Annotated in this window: 13 protein-coding genes; 6 read left to right on the forward strand and 7 right to left on the reverse strand. The window is 38.6% G+C overall.

The features are described from left to right. Positions 1-26: 26 nt before the first annotated feature. The 3 genes from DHD80_RS04635 to murI all read left to right on the forward strand — a co-directional run bounded on the left by DHD80_RS04635 (position 27) and on the right by murI (position 2,232). The gene (locus DHD80_RS04635) at positions 27-836 is read left to right on the forward strand and encodes an OmpH family outer membrane protein (protein ID WP_251739980.1); all 810 of its coding nucleotides are present in this window, start codon (positions 27-29) and stop codon (positions 834-836) included. A 30-nt stretch (positions 837-866) separates the two neighbouring features. Then, positions 867-1,376 carry an OmpH family outer membrane protein gene (locus tag DHD80_RS04640; RefSeq protein ID WP_251739981.1) on the forward strand — a complete coding sequence of 170 codons (510 nt, stop codon included), beginning with the start codon at positions 867-869 and terminating at the stop codon, positions 1,374-1,376. 64 nt (positions 1,377-1,440) lie between these two features. Beyond that, positions 1,441-2,232 (forward strand): glutamate racemase, encoded by a 792-nt coding sequence (murI, locus tag DHD80_RS04645; RefSeq protein ID WP_251739982.1) that lies wholly within the window; start codon positions 1,441-1,443, stop codon positions 2,230-2,232. Here the strand turns inward: murI and DHD80_RS04650 are convergent. Beyond that, positions 2,229-3,278 carry a type IX secretion system membrane protein PorP/SprF gene (locus tag DHD80_RS04650; RefSeq protein WP_251739983.1) on the reverse strand — a complete coding sequence of 350 codons (1,050 nt, stop codon included), beginning with the start codon at positions 3,276-3,278 and terminating at the stop codon, positions 2,229-2,231. The genes murI and DHD80_RS04650 overlap by 4 nt on opposite strands. Positions 3,279-3,339: 61 nt before the next feature. Between DHD80_RS04650 and DHD80_RS04655 the strand changes: the two genes are divergently transcribed. After that, a complete protein-coding gene (locus DHD80_RS04655) occupies positions 3,340-4,257 on the forward strand; it encodes a NifU family protein (RefSeq protein WP_251739984.1) in 918 nt (305 codons plus the stop codon). Between the two features lie 246 nt (positions 4,258-4,503). Here the strand turns inward: DHD80_RS04655 and DHD80_RS04660 are convergent, their stop codons facing one another. After that, positions 4,504-6,774: an inorganic phosphate transporter gene (locus DHD80_RS04660; protein WP_251739985.1), complete on the reverse strand. Its 2,271-nt coding sequence runs from the start codon at positions 6,772-6,774 to the stop codon at positions 4,504-4,506. Positions 6,775-6,931: 157 nt separating this feature from the next. Here DHD80_RS04660 and DHD80_RS04665 point away from each other — a divergent pair, with 157 nt between their 5' ends. Further along, entirely contained in the window at positions 6,932-8,974 is a 2,043-nt protein-coding gene (locus DHD80_RS04665) for a thioredoxin domain-containing protein (RefSeq protein WP_251739986.1), read from the forward strand. Between the two features lie 70 nt (positions 8,975-9,044). After that, entirely contained in the window at positions 9,045-9,926 is an 882-nt protein-coding gene (locus tag DHD80_RS04670) for a mechanosensitive ion channel domain-containing protein (protein WP_251740255.1), read from the forward strand. On the opposite strand, the gene tsaB is transcribed toward DHD80_RS04670, so the two are convergent. The 5 genes from tsaB to DHD80_RS04695 form a co-directional block, all read right to left on the reverse strand. Continuing rightward, complete coding sequence (gene tsaB, locus DHD80_RS04675) at positions 9,913-10,572, reverse strand: tRNA (adenosine(37)-N6)-threonylcarbamoyltransferase complex dimerization subunit type 1 TsaB (RefSeq protein ID WP_251739987.1); 660 nt, start codon at positions 10,570-10,572, stop codon at positions 9,913-9,915. The genes DHD80_RS04670 and tsaB overlap by 14 nt on opposite strands. An 11-nt stretch (positions 10,573-10,583) precedes the next feature. Then, entirely contained in the window at positions 10,584-11,864 is a 1,281-nt protein-coding gene (locus DHD80_RS04680; protein ID WP_251739988.1) for an efflux RND transporter periplasmic adaptor subunit, read from the reverse strand. 3 nt (positions 11,865-11,867) lie between these two features. Next, the gene (locus DHD80_RS04685; RefSeq protein ID WP_251739989.1) at positions 11,868-13,304 is read right to left on the reverse strand and encodes a TolC family protein; all 1,437 of its coding nucleotides are present in this window, start codon (positions 13,302-13,304) and stop codon (positions 11,868-11,870) included. Positions 13,305-13,366: 62 nt separating this feature from the next. After that, entirely contained in the window at positions 13,367-14,485 is a 1,119-nt protein-coding gene (locus DHD80_RS04690; protein WP_251739990.1) for an efflux RND transporter periplasmic adaptor subunit, read from the reverse strand. A 177-nt stretch (positions 14,486-14,662) separates the two neighbouring features. After that, positions 14,663-15,925, reverse strand: coding sequence for an ABC transporter permease (locus DHD80_RS04695; RefSeq protein WP_251739991.1), 1,263 nt, complete (start codon positions 15,923-15,925; stop codon positions 14,663-14,665). Position 15,926 lies beyond the last annotated feature (1 nt).

Here is a 15,926-nt window from a genome sequence, read left to right on the forward strand (position 1 = left end):
CATGATATTTTCTATAATCGATCACAATGATAAATAAGCTTTTTTACATACTGATTTTACTCTGTTTTTCAACGACGGTAACTTCAGCTCAAAAAGCGATTCGTTTGGGGTATATCGATATGGAATATATTCTTGAAAATGTGCCAGAATATCAGGAAGCCAACAATCAGCTGGAAAAACGAATTCAGGAATGGAAATTAGAGGCTGAAGTTAAAATGCGGGATGTTGATAACATGCGCAAAATTTTAGATAACGAGCGTGCTTTGCTTACCAAAGAATTGATCGAAGAAAGAGAAGATGAGATCGACTATATGGAAAAGCAGGCCTTGGATTATCAGCAAAAAAGGTTCGGCCCCAATGGTGATTATATGATTCAGAAAAAGCAATTGGTTAGACCAATTCAGGATCAGGTTTTCTCGGCGGTGCAGGAAATTGCAAAAACAAGAAATCTTGACTTTGTTTTTGATCGTTCTTCAGATATTGGAATGATATATGCAGATACACAATTTGATGTGAGTGAGCAGGTGTTGCGAACCATCAAAAGAACTGCAAACAGGGAGCAGCTGGAGGGCAAAGATGAAATCGCTGAAATGGAGAGGGCTGAGAGCAGGACCCCTGAACAGGACCAGGTGATCGAGGAGAAAGAGGCTTTAGTTGAAGAAAGACAAAATGAAAGAGAGGCCGTTATCCTCGCAAAACAAAAAGAAAGAGATTCATTAAAAGCCGCGAGGCAACAAGAATTTGAGGCAAGACGGGAAAAAATTCTTAAAGAAAGAGAAGCAAGAAAAGATTCCATCCTCAAAGCCAGAGAGAAAAAGAAAGACACAGTAAACTAAATTTTAAATCTAAACTTAACTACTATTACAATGAAACAATTCAGAACACTTTTTATAGCTTTAGCCTTAACGATTGGCGCTACCGCTTTCACGAATGCACAATCTAAAGTTGCCCACATCGCTACTCAGGATTTGGTACAATCTTTACCTGAATACAAAAGCGCAATGGATCAGCTTGAAAAACTAAACAAAACATATCAGGCTGAAATTGAAGATATGACTGCGGAAGCTCAAAGTACTTTCCAGAGATACGAAGCTGAAGCCGCTACAAAAACTGAAGAAGAAAATCAGAAGAGAGCTACAGAAATCCAATCGGCTCAAAGAAGAATTCAGGAACATAGTGCCAATGCAAGACAGGACCTTCAAAAGAAAGAGAATGATCTTTTAAGACCGGTACTTGAAAAAGTTCGTGCAGCTATCCAGAAAGTTGCCAGGGCAAAAGGATATGACTACGTGTTGGATTCTACAACCGGAACAGGTGTTCTTTTAGCAGATGGTTATGATCTAATGCCAGATGTAAAGAAAGAATTGGGAATCTAATTTTCACATAAATAAAATTCTGAAAACTGCGCTCCACTCGGGCGCAGTTTTTATTTTTGTATCTATGCAATCATCAAAACCTATTGGTTTATTCGATTCAGGAGTTGGCGGTACTTCCATCTGGAAAGAGATCCATTCCCTGCTTCCCCAGGAAAAAACGATCTATTTAGCTGATAGTAAAAATGCGCCATATGGGATCAAAAGTCAGAAAAAAATCATCGAACTCTCCCTAAAAAACACCGAGCGTTTGCTCGGCTTTGGTTGTAAAATGATTGTAGTTGCCTGTAATACGGCCACCACAAATGCCATTAAAGTTTTAAGAGAAACCTTTCCCGTGCCTTTTATAGGAATTGAACCGGCGATTAAACCTGCGGCCTTAAAAAGCGTGAATAAAGCGATAGGAATTTTAGCCACGAAAGGAACTTTAGCCAGCGAATTATTTTCAAAAACTTCGGAAAGTTATGCCACTGATATTACTGTTATCGAAGTAGAAGGAAATGGTTTTGTGGAACTCATTGAAAGTGGTAAAAAAGATTCCAAAGAAACTGAAGCATTGCTGGGTAATTTACTGGAACCTATGCTACAGGCTGAAATTGACTTTTTAGTACTTGGCTGTAGTCATTATCCTTATTTAATCCCCCTACTAAAAAAGATATTACCTTCTTCGGTTCAAATAATAGATTCCGGCGAAGCTGTGGCCAGGCAAACTAAAGCAATTTTAGAAAAAAATTCTTTGATAAATTCTGAAAATCTGGAGATCATTCCAGAATTTTATACAAATACAAACCCTGAAGTTTTAAAAGAAATCTTAAACTTCAGCAAGAATAATTATTCTGTAAAATATCTTGATTTTTAATTGATCGCCGGGCAATTGCAATCGTAACGTTGCCTTGACTTTCCAAAGTTATACCCCAAAGTGATTTGATGAAAGCCATTATTGCTAAGCACCAGCGAATTTATCTGGTAACTAAAGGTATACCCAACCATAAATTTATTATAGTTCACCCCAAGAAAAGGTGTAACTACCTGTAGTTGCTGATCTTTTATTTCTTCACCATCTAACGTATATTCAGCGCCTTCAAAACTGTTTCGATAGGATAAGCCGCCCCATAGCTCCCCAAATTCAAGCTGATAATAGGTTTTGATATTCGCATCAATATTCATTTCATCTGTAGCTTCCCGTAACTGAAACATCACTGAAGGTTCAAAACTCCAGGCATCATTGGGATTTAAGTCAAAAACATAGCCGGTTGAAAATAGATATTTCCGCATATTGCTTGGTACGGCATCTGAATAAAATAAGTCACGTTTTATGGATAATATATTTTTAGCGGCAAGATGAAAATAAAAATCATTCACGTAATATGAAATTCCCAGATCCATATTTCCAAAAATGTCATTCTGATTATTGCTACCCAACAAAGGATCAAATTCTGTAAAATTGCTTTGATCTAATCGATGCTGAATAATCCCCCCACTTATTCCGAAGGATAATTGATTAAGATCCACAGTGCTTCTGGAAAACATTAAATGGTAAGCAAAAGTCGCGTAAGCTCCCAATTTGGAATAATTTCCATTCTCATCCCGAAGAAGGATCCCGCCTAAACCAATTTTATCGGTAACTCGTGAGTTTATCGATAGTGTTTGTAAGTTGGGAGCATCCTCCACGTCGAACCATTGCGTCCTTCCTGTCAGTCGAATTTGATCATAATTTGAAGCCCCGGCCATAGAAGGATGGATGAGGTATAAATTATCGGTAAGATAATCTGAATAAGTTGGGATCACTTCCTGTGAACATACTGTCGTTTGAAAAAATAGGCTGCACAAAACTATACAGATGATTTTTTTTGAAATATCCACATTATTGTTTAAGTCGAAAATAGCCAGAGAATTGCAAAACATAAAGCTTGTAAATATATATAAAACCTAGTTTTTCTTTAGTAATTTTGCACAAAATATTGTAATGAGCGAATTCCACATAAATATTGTACCCACTAATAAAACTTCCATAGTAAAATTCGAAGCGAATAAGTTCCTTACACGGCACGAAAACTTTGAATTTAAGAATATAGATGAAGCTAAAACTTCTCCCCTTGCCCAGCAATTATTTTATCTGCCTTTTGTAAAAACGATTTATATCGCCCAAAATTTTATTGCGATTGAGAAATATGATATTGTCGAGTGGGCAGATGTGCAGGCAGAAGTTGCCCAGCAAATTGAAGCGTACTTGAATAAAGGCGGGATTATCATAAAAGAATCTGATGCGAAGACCGGGAATGTACCGGTAACCATCTATGCAGAAAGCACTCCGAACCCGGCGGTAATGAAGTTTGTTGCCAATAAAAAACTGGTGCTTCAGGCAGCAGAATTCAAGAATATTGATGAGGCTAAAAATTCTCCTTTAGCTCAAAAGCTGTTTCATTTTCCTTTTGTAAAAGAAGTTTTCGTAGATGAAAATTATGTTTCCATACAAAAATTTGATATTGCCGAATGGAACGATATAACCCTGGAATTACGGGAATTTATCCGGGAATTTCTGCAGGAAGGGAATGAAGTAATGTCTGGTGAGAATGGGACTTCGGCTAAAGAAAAATTGAAAGAAGAGAGTATTCAGCAAAAAGAGAAATTTGAAAGTCTGGATGATATTTCCCAGCAGATTGTTGAAATTCTGGATGAATACATAAAACCGGCTGTAGCCAGCGATGGTGGCAATATTCTCTTTGACAGTTATAATCCTGAAAATAAAACGGTTAAGGTTATCCTTCAGGGTGCCTGCAGTGGTTGTCCTTCTTCTACGATGACCTTAAAAAATGGAATTGAAACCATGCTTCGGGATATGCTTAAGGATAAAGTTGAATATGTGGAAGCGATAAATGGTTAATCACCTCAGTACAAAACTTAAAAATCCCCCTAAAACGAGGGATTTTTTAATAAAAAATTTCTTAAAACCGACTCTCCCCCAGGCAAGACGTAGGGTTATTGCACCGGTCTTATTTTGGCCTCTGGTCAAAAAACCGAAATTTTATATTCCCCTCACCCGGAACTGCGAAAAAGCAGTTCCAACCTCTCCCAGGGGAGAGGTGAAAAGCGGAAACCCAGACGCAAAAGCATCTGGGAATTACTTAGATTAATATCTTGAAATTTTGGCTTCATTATAGAACTCCTGGAATAACTGCAAAAGATTCATGGTTGAACTTATAAGATCCCGGGTCTCTAATAAAAGTCCAAAGTATAATTTGGTATTTTTAGGACTTGTTTCTGAAGTTCTAATCCTTTTCACCTGCTTATCGATCAACTCACTTACATAATCCAAGAGCTCTTGTTTTTCACCTAAAACTTTGGTGATATTTCTAAACTCGTGGTCATCAAAAATTTTCTTGATCTCATCGAACAACACCTGTGTTCTTTCATCAACTCTTTTAAGATCACGAATCTGATTGAATTTTAAATTTTTATGATTGTTATGGACGTGGTTATAGCTATTTCTGGTAATAAAACTAATAGACTGTACCATATCCTGAAGATGGTCCAGCGTTAAGATATAGAACTTGCTCGCTTCCATAGAATCTTCTTCAAGAGATTTAATAAAGTAAAAAATATTCCCTTTTAATTCATCAACATCTTCTTCCAGTTTATTGATTTTTTTATTCGTTTTCTTTAATTTTCCAAGATCATACACCCCTAAATAATCAACAGTCTTAGTAAAAAGCTTATTAATCCCATCAATTACATTTGATATATTTTCTGAAGTTTCAGAAGTGATTTCCTTAATCGTGATGATATCACTTTTATTAAACTTTTTGCTATCCCTTTCCTGCTTATTATTTTTAGAATGAAGAATGGCACTTCGGGTTACCAACGTAAGGGCGAGTATAATGAGCACTACCATGGCGATGGTCCCCCCATAATAAATGATGGCAGCAAATATAGCGGCAGCTGTAAAAGCAACAAGAGCGGTAACGAACCACCCGCCAATCACATTTAAAACTCCGGCAACCCTATATACCGCACTTTCACGGTCCCAGGCCCTATCAGCAAGTGACGTCCCCATAGCCACCATAAAAGTGACATAAGTAGTAGAAAGAGGTAATTTTAAGTTGGTACCAATAGAGATCAGCACACTGGCCACGACCAGGTTAACGGAAGCCCGTACCATATCAAAAGCGGGGGCATCCCTTCTTTTGCTTCTGGAGATACTCTCAGACTTTTTAAACTTTCTTTCCACGCTTTGAATCAAGCCTTTGGGCAAAACCGAGGTAACAGCCCCGCCCATTATAATAGAATAGCGTACAATCCCGCGGGACAACCAGTTTGGTTCAAATTGTTCTACGCCATCACCCTGCCTGGAAAGGTTGATCCCGGTATCTACCACCGCTCTCGCCTTACTGGAAAACCAGAGCGTAATTACCATGATCGCTCCGGCAGCTATTAATAAGATTTCAGGGGTGTTCACACTTCCTGAAAGACCGGTCATGGCAAATTCAGATGGTAAAACTCCTGTCACAGAATAAGCTGCCTCCCAAAGCTGGAAAGATTGCCATGCCGCGATAGGGACTCCTATAAAGTTCACCAGGTCATTACCGGCGAATGCAAGCGCCAAGGCAAAAGTTCCAATCACGATAATGATCTTAAGAATATTAGCTTTAAAGAAGCTCATCAATAATTGTGAGATCAGGGAAAACATCACCAAGCCAGTTCCCACGATTAACCAGGTATTTTCATCAATATATTCCATAGTACCTTCAGAAATGTAAGGCACACTTTTTAGACCTTTAATGACAATAAAATAGAGGATTGCGGTTAGGCTGGCCCCACCAAATACTGCCCCTACATATTTCATTTTTCTTTCAAACTGAAAGGAAAATATAAGTCTTGAAATATATTGTACCACGCTTCCTACAAAAAACGCAATTACTACGGCCATGAGTATACCTATGATAATTTCAGTAGCTTTGGAAGTATTGATATAATTGACTAATTCAGAAACATTGCCATCGGTTTGCGTATAGATCTTTACTAGTGCCAAACAAACCGCTGCCCCCAATAATTCGAACACAATGGAAACGGTGGTAGAGGTTGGAAGACCTAATGAATTAAAGAAATCAAGCAATAAAACATCGGTAATCATCACCGCCATAAAAATGATCATGATCTCATCGAAGTAAAATTCCCCGGGCATAAAAATTCCTTTCCTGGCGACTTCCATGAGCCCACTGGAAAAGATTGCTCCCACCGCTACCCCCAAACTGGCAACGATCATGATCGTTCGCATGGAAATAGCTTTGGAGCCAATAGCAGAATTAAGGAAATTAACGGCGTCGTTACTAACCCCAACTACCAGGTCTGTAATAGCAAGGGCAAAAAGGGCCACCAGCATTACAATATAAATTTGTTCCATACAGTTTTAAGTTATCAACCAACAAATTTGTGGTTTTTCCTGAAATTATCAGAAATTATGTAGTTTATAAAAGTTTAATATTACAAAAACGTATTTAATTCCCAACCTATTAATTTTTACTTTTAAGGTTTTCCACATAAAGTTCACCATAGCAATTATGAATTCAGAAAAATTTACCAATCAACTCATCCACGAAACAAGTCCTTACTTATTGCAGCATGCACACAATCCTGTAGACTGGCATCCCTGGACCAATGAAACCCTCGAAAAGGCTGAAAAAGAAAACAAACTTATTCTTATTAGTATAGGATACTCGGCATGTCACTGGTGCCATGTCATGGAGCACGAAAGTTTTGAACATGAAGAAGTGGCTAAAATAATGAACGAAAATTACCTTTGTATAAAAGTAGATCGTGAAGAAAGGCCAGATGTAGATCAGGTGTATATGACTGCGGTCCAAATCATGACAGGAACCGGTGGCTGGCCCCTGAATATTGTGGCTTTACCGGATGGCCGCCCGGTTTGGGGAGGCACCTATTTCAAAAAAGGGCATTGGATGGATGCGCTTGGTCAAATTTCAGCATTATATAAAAACGATCCGGAGCAACTAATTGAATATGCCAGGCAGCTGGAAGAAGGGATCCAAAGCGCCAATATTATCCCTGCCCCGTCTGAAGATCAAATCTTTGAAAAAAAATATCTCGAGAACATCCTTGAAAAATGGCAAAATACCTTCGATGAGGAACACGGAGGTTACAAAAGAGCCCCAAAATTCATGATGCCTACAAATTATGAGTTTTTACTTCGTTATGCCTATCAGGATAAGGATGAAAAATTACTGGAATTTTGTTTTCATACGCTCAATAAAATTTCCTGGGGTGGGGTTTATGATCCTGTCGCCGGCGGATTCTCAAGATATTCTGTAGATGTAAAATGGCATGTTCCACATTTTGAAAAAATGCTCTATGATAATGCGCAATTAGTGCAATTGTATTCAAAAGCTTATAAAATCAATAAAAATGCCTGGTACAAATCTGTGGTTTATGGTACCCTGAAATTTATCCAAAATGAACTAAGCGATGGTTCAGGAGCCTTTTATACTGCCTTGGACGCCGATAGTTTAAATGCAAAGGGCGAAAAGGAAGAAGGTGCTTTTTATGCCTGGACCGAAAGTGAGTTGAAAGACATTTTAAGTTCAGATTTTAATCTATTTGCGAAACTTTATAACATAAATTCCTTCGGAAGATGGGAGCATGATAATTTTGTGCTTATCCGAAATATGAGTTTCGAAGAATTTGCCAAAAATGAGCAAATTGAATTATCTCAATTATTGAAGCAAAATGCTAAATGGCTACACTTATTAAAAACTGCCCGGGAAAAAAGGGATCGACCCGGGATTGATGATAAATCGCTCACCTCATGGAACGCGATGATGTTAAATGGTTTCTGCGAAGCTTTTAAGGCATTTCAGGAAAAGGAGTTTCTGGTTATTGCTGAAAAGAATGCCGATTTTATTTTAAAAAACCTGCTTCAGGAAAATGGCAGACTTTTTCATACCCACAAAAATGGCCAAAGCAAGATCAATGCTTATCTGGAAGATTACGCCTTCGTCATTGAAGCATTTATCACTCTTTTTGAAATTACCACAGATGAAAAATACCTTGATTTTGCCGTAAAAATGCTGGAGATAGTCCATGAAGATTTCCCTGCAAAGGATTCTGAATTTTTTAATTTTAATTCCTCACAAGATCGCGCATTGATCACAAAACCGGTTGAAACCGAAGACAATGTGATTCCCGCTTCAAATTCGGTAATGGCAAAAAATCTCTTTAAGCTGGGGAAAATCCTGAATAATCAAGTGTATGTTGATAAGGCTGAAGCGATGTTAAAGGCTGTTTTTCCGAAAATCGCCCATTACCCGCAAGCTTATTCCAACTGGCTCGATTTGATGCTGAACTTTATTTACCCTTTTAAAGAAGTAGCAATTTTGGGAGCAAACGCCAAGAAGAAAAACTCATTTTTTCAGCAAAAATATATTCCACAGGCAGTGGTTGTAGCTTCAGAAGAGAGATCTAAAATTGGGATTTTAAAAGATCGGTTTTCAGATGACAAAGATCTCATTTATATTTGCGAACATGGAAAATGCCAGTTGCCGCTATCTTCAGAAGAAGAAGCGATGGAATTGCTAAAAAAAGTTTAACATTAAATAAAGATTAAATCGGCGCAGTTTTTTTACAATGGCGGCTTAGAATTTAATTTGGATGAATTATATGGATAAATTGAATAACTGGGGAGAAATCGCCAAACAATACGCAAATAAACTAATAGATTACTTACCCACCTTAGTAGGCGCCATTTTGCTGCTAATCGTTGGGCTTTGGTTGATTAAGCTTATACTTAAATATCTTACAAAACTATTCGACAAAAAGGATTACGACCCTACACTGGAAAGATTCACCTTAAATGTGAGCAGCGGAGGTTTAAAAATATTGCTTTTTGTACTAGTAATTACTCAACTTGGAGTAGAAAGCGCTTCCCTGGTTGCCGCAATTGGTGCTGCTGCCCTGGCCATAGGCCTGGCATTACAGGGATCTTTATCTAATTTTGCCGGAGGAGTTTTAATTATCGTCCTTAAACCTTTTAAAATTGGGGACTTTATCGAAGCCCAGGGAACATCGGGGACCGTGGTGGAAATTTCGCTTTTTTACACGAAGATCGATACCTTCGGAAATCAACGGGTAGTGATTCCCAACGGGCAGTTGAGCAATGATAATATCACCAATTATAGTTTTAACGGAACACGACGTGAAAAACTTTCCTTCGGAATTTCTTATGACGATGATATTAAAAAAGCCAAAGAGGTACTTACGCAACTGGTGATGGAGCAGGATCTAATTTTAAAAGAGCCGGAGCCACAGGTTTTAGTAGCAGAACTTGGGGATAGTTCCGTTAATTTCTCAGTCCGCTATTTTGCCAAGAATGAAGATTTCTGGAATTTACACTGGATGATGATAGAAGAAGCGAAATACAGGCTGGAAGCAGCTGGAATGACCATACCATATCCACAAAGGGACGTTTATTTATACGATCAAACGAAAATGAGGGGAACGGTCGAGAAATCTGAAAAAACGAAAAAGATCAACCCGCAATAAAATCTTTTAAATAATAAGGTTCAAAATAGGCGACATCTTCGGTGTCGCTTTTTTGGTGTTTTTCTTCAGCAATTCTACCCATTTGCTTAGCGGAAGGGAATTTCTGAATATGAAAAATGGCATTTTTATGGGTACAGATATTTTCAAATTTGGAGACGCCATTTCCTATAAAATGTACTTTATCTTCTGATAAGTACTTTTCAAAGGAATTTTCTTCCAGGATCTGAGCTTCCGTTTTCCTAATTTCTTCAATGTTATTATTGTAAACTGCGGAATAAACTTCCATACGACGGGCATCGATCATGGGAACTTTAAAACCTTCTTCATCTTTAAGCTGAAGTGCCAATAGCTCCAGGGTTGGCACTGAAATTAAAGGAATATCAAGAGAAAAACATAATCCTTTCGCTGCAGAAACACCAATTCTCAATCCGGTATAGGAACCCGGGCCTTTACTTACCGCCACCGCATCCAGATCTCCCGGTTTAAGATTAGCTTCCTTTAAAATTTCGTCGATAAAAACATGCAGTTTTTCCGCATGGGAATAGCCGGGACTATTATCTTCTTTGATGGCTATAATTTCACCATCTTTTGCAATTCCTACAGAACAGTTTGTAGTGGCTGTTTCTAAACAAATAATTATGGCCAAGGGAAATTAATTTAGTCTTCTTCAGCTTTATCGTCTTCCTTCTTAACTTCAATCTCGTCACCTGTCATTAATGTCTTGGTAACAGTGCTATATGGGCCGGTTATCACAACCTCACCTTTTTTAAGACCTTCGGTGATTTCGATATTGGAATCATCCTGGATTCCGGTTTTTATAACTCTCAGTTTAGCTTTGTTTCCGTCTTTTACAAAAACACATTCATAAGTTTGATCTACTCCCACAACTGGTTTTGCCCCAAAAACTTTTTTGGTTGATGTAGTATCATTTTTAATGACAATAGCACTAATGGGCACTCCAATTACATTGGAACGCTTATTTGTGACGATATCAACAGTCGCCGTCATTCCCGGTCTAAATGGAGAAAAACTTTCCGGTTTTCCTTCTAAAAGATCTTCATAAGAAGACTTCAGGATTTTCACTTTTACTTTAAAATTGGTAACCTGATCTGTTGTTAACTGATTATCGGCAGTATTGGAAATTTCCGTAACAATCCCGCTAAATTCCTTGCCTAAATAGGCATCAACCTCAACAATTGTTGAATCTCCCACGGAAACTTTTACAATATCATTTTCATTTACATCAACCTCAACCTCCATATTATCAAGGTTGGCAACTCTAAGGATTTCAGTACCTGCCATTTGTTGGGTTCCCACAACTCTTTCGCCCAGTTCGGCATCCAGTTTGGAAATTGTCCCTGTCATAGGGGCGAAAATATTGGTCCTGCCCAGGTTATCCTTGGCCTCGGTAACCGTAGCGGCAGAACTCTGCATACTAAAATATGCCGATTCTTTATTGGCCTGTGCCATTTCGTATTGAGAGACAATTCCATCCCATTCTGCCTTGGAAATCACTCCTTTGTCAAAAAGTGTTTTGTTACGATTATAATCGGCTTCAGCTTGTTTTAAACCCGCTTCAGTTTGAGAATAATTCGCCCTCGAATTTTGATATCCTGCCTGGGCTCTTTGTACACTGGATTGGTACAAATCTGGGTTTACTTTTACCAGAAGATCGCCTTTCTCCACCATTTGTCCTTCAACAATAGGAAGTTCAATAATTTCTCCGGAGACTTCCGAAGATAATTTTACTTCTACTTCCGGCTGAATTTTACCGGTTGCGGAAACGGTTTCCGTAATATTGATAGGTTCGATCTTAGCAATCTCAACTTCACGAACATTCGTAGAGCTGCCAAACCAACCTGCTTTTTTCCCAGCGATCAATACGATGATTAGAACAACGATTGCACCGATAATTATAAAAAGAGTCTTTTTTTTCATTGTTTAAAATTTTAATTCCCCCACCGGAATTCCAAAATATAACTCTACGACTTTAATTTTAAAAATATAATCATATTTGGCCCTTAAGGCTTCAACTTGGGTGTTCTCGTATCTGGCTTTTGCCTGGCTAAAGTCAAAAGCATTGGTCAATCCAACATCATATCTTTCCGTAGCGTATTCAAAAGCTTTTTCCTGGGCTTCAGCTGCAACAAGAGCCGCTTCATAAGCTTTTTGAGCTCCATTTGCATCTGTATAGGCCTGATAAATATTAGATTCCAGATCTAATTCCGCCTGTTCTAACTGATATTCAGCCCTTCTTACGTTTATCTGACTTCTACGAACAGAATTTCTTGCGGCAAACCCATTTAAAACAGGAATGCTTAATTGGAAACCATAACTAAAACCATCATTATTCGATAGTTGATCGAAAAATGGGAGCGGTTCCCCTATCGTTGCAATGTTATTTGGAGTTACCACCAATTGATTTGTTTCCTGAACAAAACCTATTGTCCTGGTTGGATCATCTGGATCTACACCTCCGGATATAATTCTTCCCTGCCCAGATTCCCGGGTATTGTAGTTGAAAAATGCTCCTAAAGAAGGCAAATAAGCTCCTTTGCTTATGGCCACATCCTGCTCTGCAAGCGAACGATTGGCTTCAGCGATTTTAATTTCAGATCTTTCTTCCCTTGCCCTGGAAATGATATCATCAATTTGGTTCCCTAATATTTCAGAACCAAGAATATCATAATCCCTTTCAGCTATATTAAAATTCTGGTAATCTTTAATTCCCAATAACTGTGCAAGACCAATAAGCGAAATACGAATTTGATTTTCGGCTAAAATGATACGCTGTTCTTCATCTGCATTTGTAGCCCTAATTTCTAATAAATCCCCCTGAGGCAAAACACCTGCATCAACAAGCTCATTCGTTCTATCCAATTGCTGCTGGGTTACATCATTTTGTGAACGCAGCACTTCTAAATTCTGTTTATTGAACAACACCTGCAAATAAGAGTCGGCAACAAAAAGCGCAATATCATCCCGCATTTTATCCAGGGAATATTCACTGGCTAGCCTGGACATTCTTGCCCGCTGTAATTGCTTGAAATTTCTTAAACCATCGAATAAAGTGAGTCCTGCCGTAATATTATAAGAGGAGTTCCTAACGGTTTGATTTTGTAAAATTCCGGTCGTCACATTCTGGGTTAAACCCGTGTTCCAGGAATTGGAAGCCTGTGCGTTAATGTTTGGAATTAAGTTCCCAATGGCGTCACGTCTTTCAATATCTGAAAATTCTACGTCCAGTTCAGCCTGTTTAACCTGGATGTTGTTTTCAAGTGCGTAATTAACGCACTCTTCTAAAGTCCATTGTTTTTCCTGAGCATTTAAGATCGCGCAAAAAAGAGTTAAGAAGATGGTGATGCTAAATTTCTTCATAATGGTTATTCTGTATAATATGTCTTTAATTAATGAGTGTTGTTACAAAAAGATTGAAAAATCTAATTTTGAGCCATGGGATTAGCCGGTTTCAACTGGTTCCAAACCTTGATCTTATCGCCTTTTTTCAAGCCATTCTTAACTTCTACATGAATGCCGTCGCTCACGCCCAGTTCAATATCTTTTCTTTCAAATTCCTGATCGCCGGTCATAATTTCCACAAACGGCTTCTGAGTTTCAGGATCAAATTGAACCAATGCTTCTTTGATAGCCAAAACTTCTTCAGCTTTCGCCAAAATAATAGATGCGTTCGCACTTAAACCGGCGCGGATAAATGTAGTATCAGCTTTATTGAGCGTTCCTTTAATTTCAAACTGAATAGCTCCATTTTCCTCTACCCCTTTTGGGGCGATATAATCTAAGACCGCATCAAAAGTTTTATTTTCAATAGCTCCAACGGTTACTTGCAGTGGCAAATTTTCCTTTATTTTCCCCACTTCACTTTCATCTACCTTGCCTTCAAAGATCATTTCATTTACATCAGCGAGGGTAGCGATAGTGGTACCATCATTAAAGTTGTTGCTTTCAATCACCTGGTTTCCGGTTTTCACAGGCACATCCAGCACCATTCCTTCCACGGTAGATCGAATTAAGGTATTTGAAGAACTGCCAATTCCGCTGGTCGTTCCGGTTCTAATGATCTCGTTATTCTGCTGTGCAGATCTGTAATTTTGTTCCGCTCTTTTAAAGGAAGCTTCGGCATTATCAAAATCATTTGCAGAGATTACCCCTTTATCGAAAAGGGATTTTTGGCGATCATATATTTTCTGCTCATTTTCCATATTGATCCTCGCAGTGGCCACGGCATCTTTCGCACTTTGCAGCGATGATACGTTAGGGATCACGCGAATTTTAGCTATAAGGTCGTTTGCCTTGATTTTATCCCCGGCTTCAATATAGATCTCATCGATAATTCCTGAAATATTCGGTTTGATGAGCACCTCTTCTTTAGGAACAATTTTACCAGTGGCCACCGTATTTTTTATGATGGTTTGAACGCTTGGTTCTTCAGTCTCATAAACAATAGGATCCTCCTGATTTTTTTGATAGAGATAATAAAGTGCCCCCACGAATGAAACCGCTATAAGCACTAAGATGACGATGGTTACAATTCTTTTCATTTTCTTGATTGATATTAATTGATTTTATTTTAAATTCTTATTCGTAATATCCTGCAATATTATTTTTTTGATCCTAGTGTCTCCCTGAGCCTGCCGAAGGGCTTTTTGGTTGTGCTTCGACAAGCTCAGCATGATCATAATCAACTTATAAACGATTACCGGGACAAGTCCCTTATTTTATTCCGTCCTTAGAGCATCTACCGGTTTTACTTTAATGGCGTGCTGTGCAGGTATGAGTCCGGCCAAAAGCCCGGAAAGGATTAAAATTGTTAAAGCGACAATCACCACTCCCAGATTTACGGAAGGGTTTAAAAACATCATTTCTGAAGTGTCCATTTGATTGAGCTGAAAATTGACCAGCCAGATCACACAGGTAGATAAAATAATCCCGGCCATTCCTGAAACAATGGTCAAAAAGATAGATTCCATCAAAATTTGGCCCCGAATAGACCAGGGCGTTGCCCCCAAAGCCCTACGGATCCCAATTTCATTGGTACGCTCTTTTACCACGATAAGCATGATATTACTAATCCCGATAATTCCAGAAAGCAATACCAAAACCCCAACAAAATAGGCCACCGCCTTAAGTGCCACAAAAAGTCCGTTCACTTTGCTGTATTCTTCATAAAGATCAAAATTCCCTATGGCGCGGTCATCTTCGGGATGTATGGTGTGGCGGGACTTGATAATCTCCATCACATTTCCTTTTAAATTGGTAATAGATGAACCATCCTTAGCGGTAATCGCCATCCAACCAACAGTATTTCCCCTATTAAAAGCCTGGGAAAAGGAGGTGAAGGGAACATAAATCTGCTTCTGGTTTTCTTCAGCATTCCCATTATTGCCCTTTTTCTTATAGGTTCCAATAACCATAAAACTTACTCCGTTTACTTTGATGTAAGTGCCAATAGGATTTTCGCTATATTCATACAGCGCGGTTTTTACCCCTTCTCCAATTACAGCAACTTTTCTTTTCTGATCGATATCAGAATAATTTATAAACCTTCCAGTGGTAATATCCATAGGTTCCTGCTGAATAATTTCAGGATAATCCCCATAAACATTAAAAGCACCCGTGTTTAAACCTCTAACTACGTTATTTGCCCCTCCAAAGCCCCCTAATTGATTTCTTGGGGACACAAATCGCAATTCAGGAATCTGGTCTTTTAATGCCTGAACATCATTAATTTCAAAATTATACCTTCTTCCTTTTGGTAAACCTTTATAAGGCCTGCTGGCAGTTTGCGTCCACATAAACATGCTATTGGTAGCCATACCCCCAAAACCCTGCATCACCCCATTTTCAAGCCCTTTCCCGGCAGCAAGAAGGATTACGAGGATAAAGATTCCCCAGAGCACGCCAAAAGCCGTCAAAATGGTCCTAAACCAATTTGCGGTTAAAGCTTCGATAATTTCATCCCAACGATCTCTGCTAAACATA

It is taken from the genome of Gramella sp. AN32 (assembly GCF_023718305.1).
GTDB classification, from domain to species: Bacteria; Bacteroidota; Bacteroidia; order Flavobacteriales; family Flavobacteriaceae; genus Christiangramia; species Christiangramia antarctica.

Coding starts and splice junctions, on each gene's coding strand:
- DHD80_RS04635 (WP_251739980.1), top strand. CDS start 27: ATGATAAATAAGCTTTTTTACATACTGATTTTACTCTGTTTTTCAACG.
- DHD80_RS04650 (WP_251739983.1), bottom strand. CDS start 3,278: ATGTTTTGCAATTCTCTGGCTATTTTCGACTTAAACAATAATGTGGAT.
- DHD80_RS04670 (WP_251740255.1), top strand. CDS start 9,045: ATGGATAAATTGAATAACTGGGGAGAAATCGCCAAACAATACGCAAAT.
- DHD80_RS04660 (WP_251739985.1), bottom strand. CDS start 6,774: ATGGAACAAATTTATATTGTAATGCTGGTGGCCCTTTTTGCCCTTGCT.
- DHD80_RS04640 (WP_251739981.1), top strand. CDS start 867: ATGAAACAATTCAGAACACTTTTTATAGCTTTAGCCTTAACGATTGGC.
- murI (WP_251739982.1), top strand. CDS start 1,441: ATGCAATCATCAAAACCTATTGGTTTATTCGATTCAGGAGTTGGCGGT.
- DHD80_RS04655 (WP_251739984.1), top strand. CDS start 3,340: ATGAGCGAATTCCACATAAATATTGTACCCACTAATAAAACTTCCATA.
- DHD80_RS04695 (WP_251739991.1), bottom strand. CDS start 15,925: ATGTTTAGCAGAGATCGTTGGGATGAAATTATCGAAGCTTTAACCGCA.
- DHD80_RS04665 (WP_251739986.1), top strand. CDS start 6,932: ATGAATTCAGAAAAATTTACCAATCAACTCATCCACGAAACAAGTCCT.
- DHD80_RS04690 (WP_251739990.1), bottom strand. CDS start 14,485: ATGAAAAGAATTGTAACCATCGTCATCTTAGTGCTTATAGCGGTTTCA.
- DHD80_RS04680 (WP_251739988.1), bottom strand. CDS start 11,864: ATGAAAAAAAAGACTCTTTTTATAATTATCGGTGCAATCGTTGTTCTA.
- DHD80_RS04685 (WP_251739989.1), bottom strand. CDS start 13,304: ATGAAGAAATTTAGCATCACCATCTTCTTAACTCTTTTTTGCGCGATC.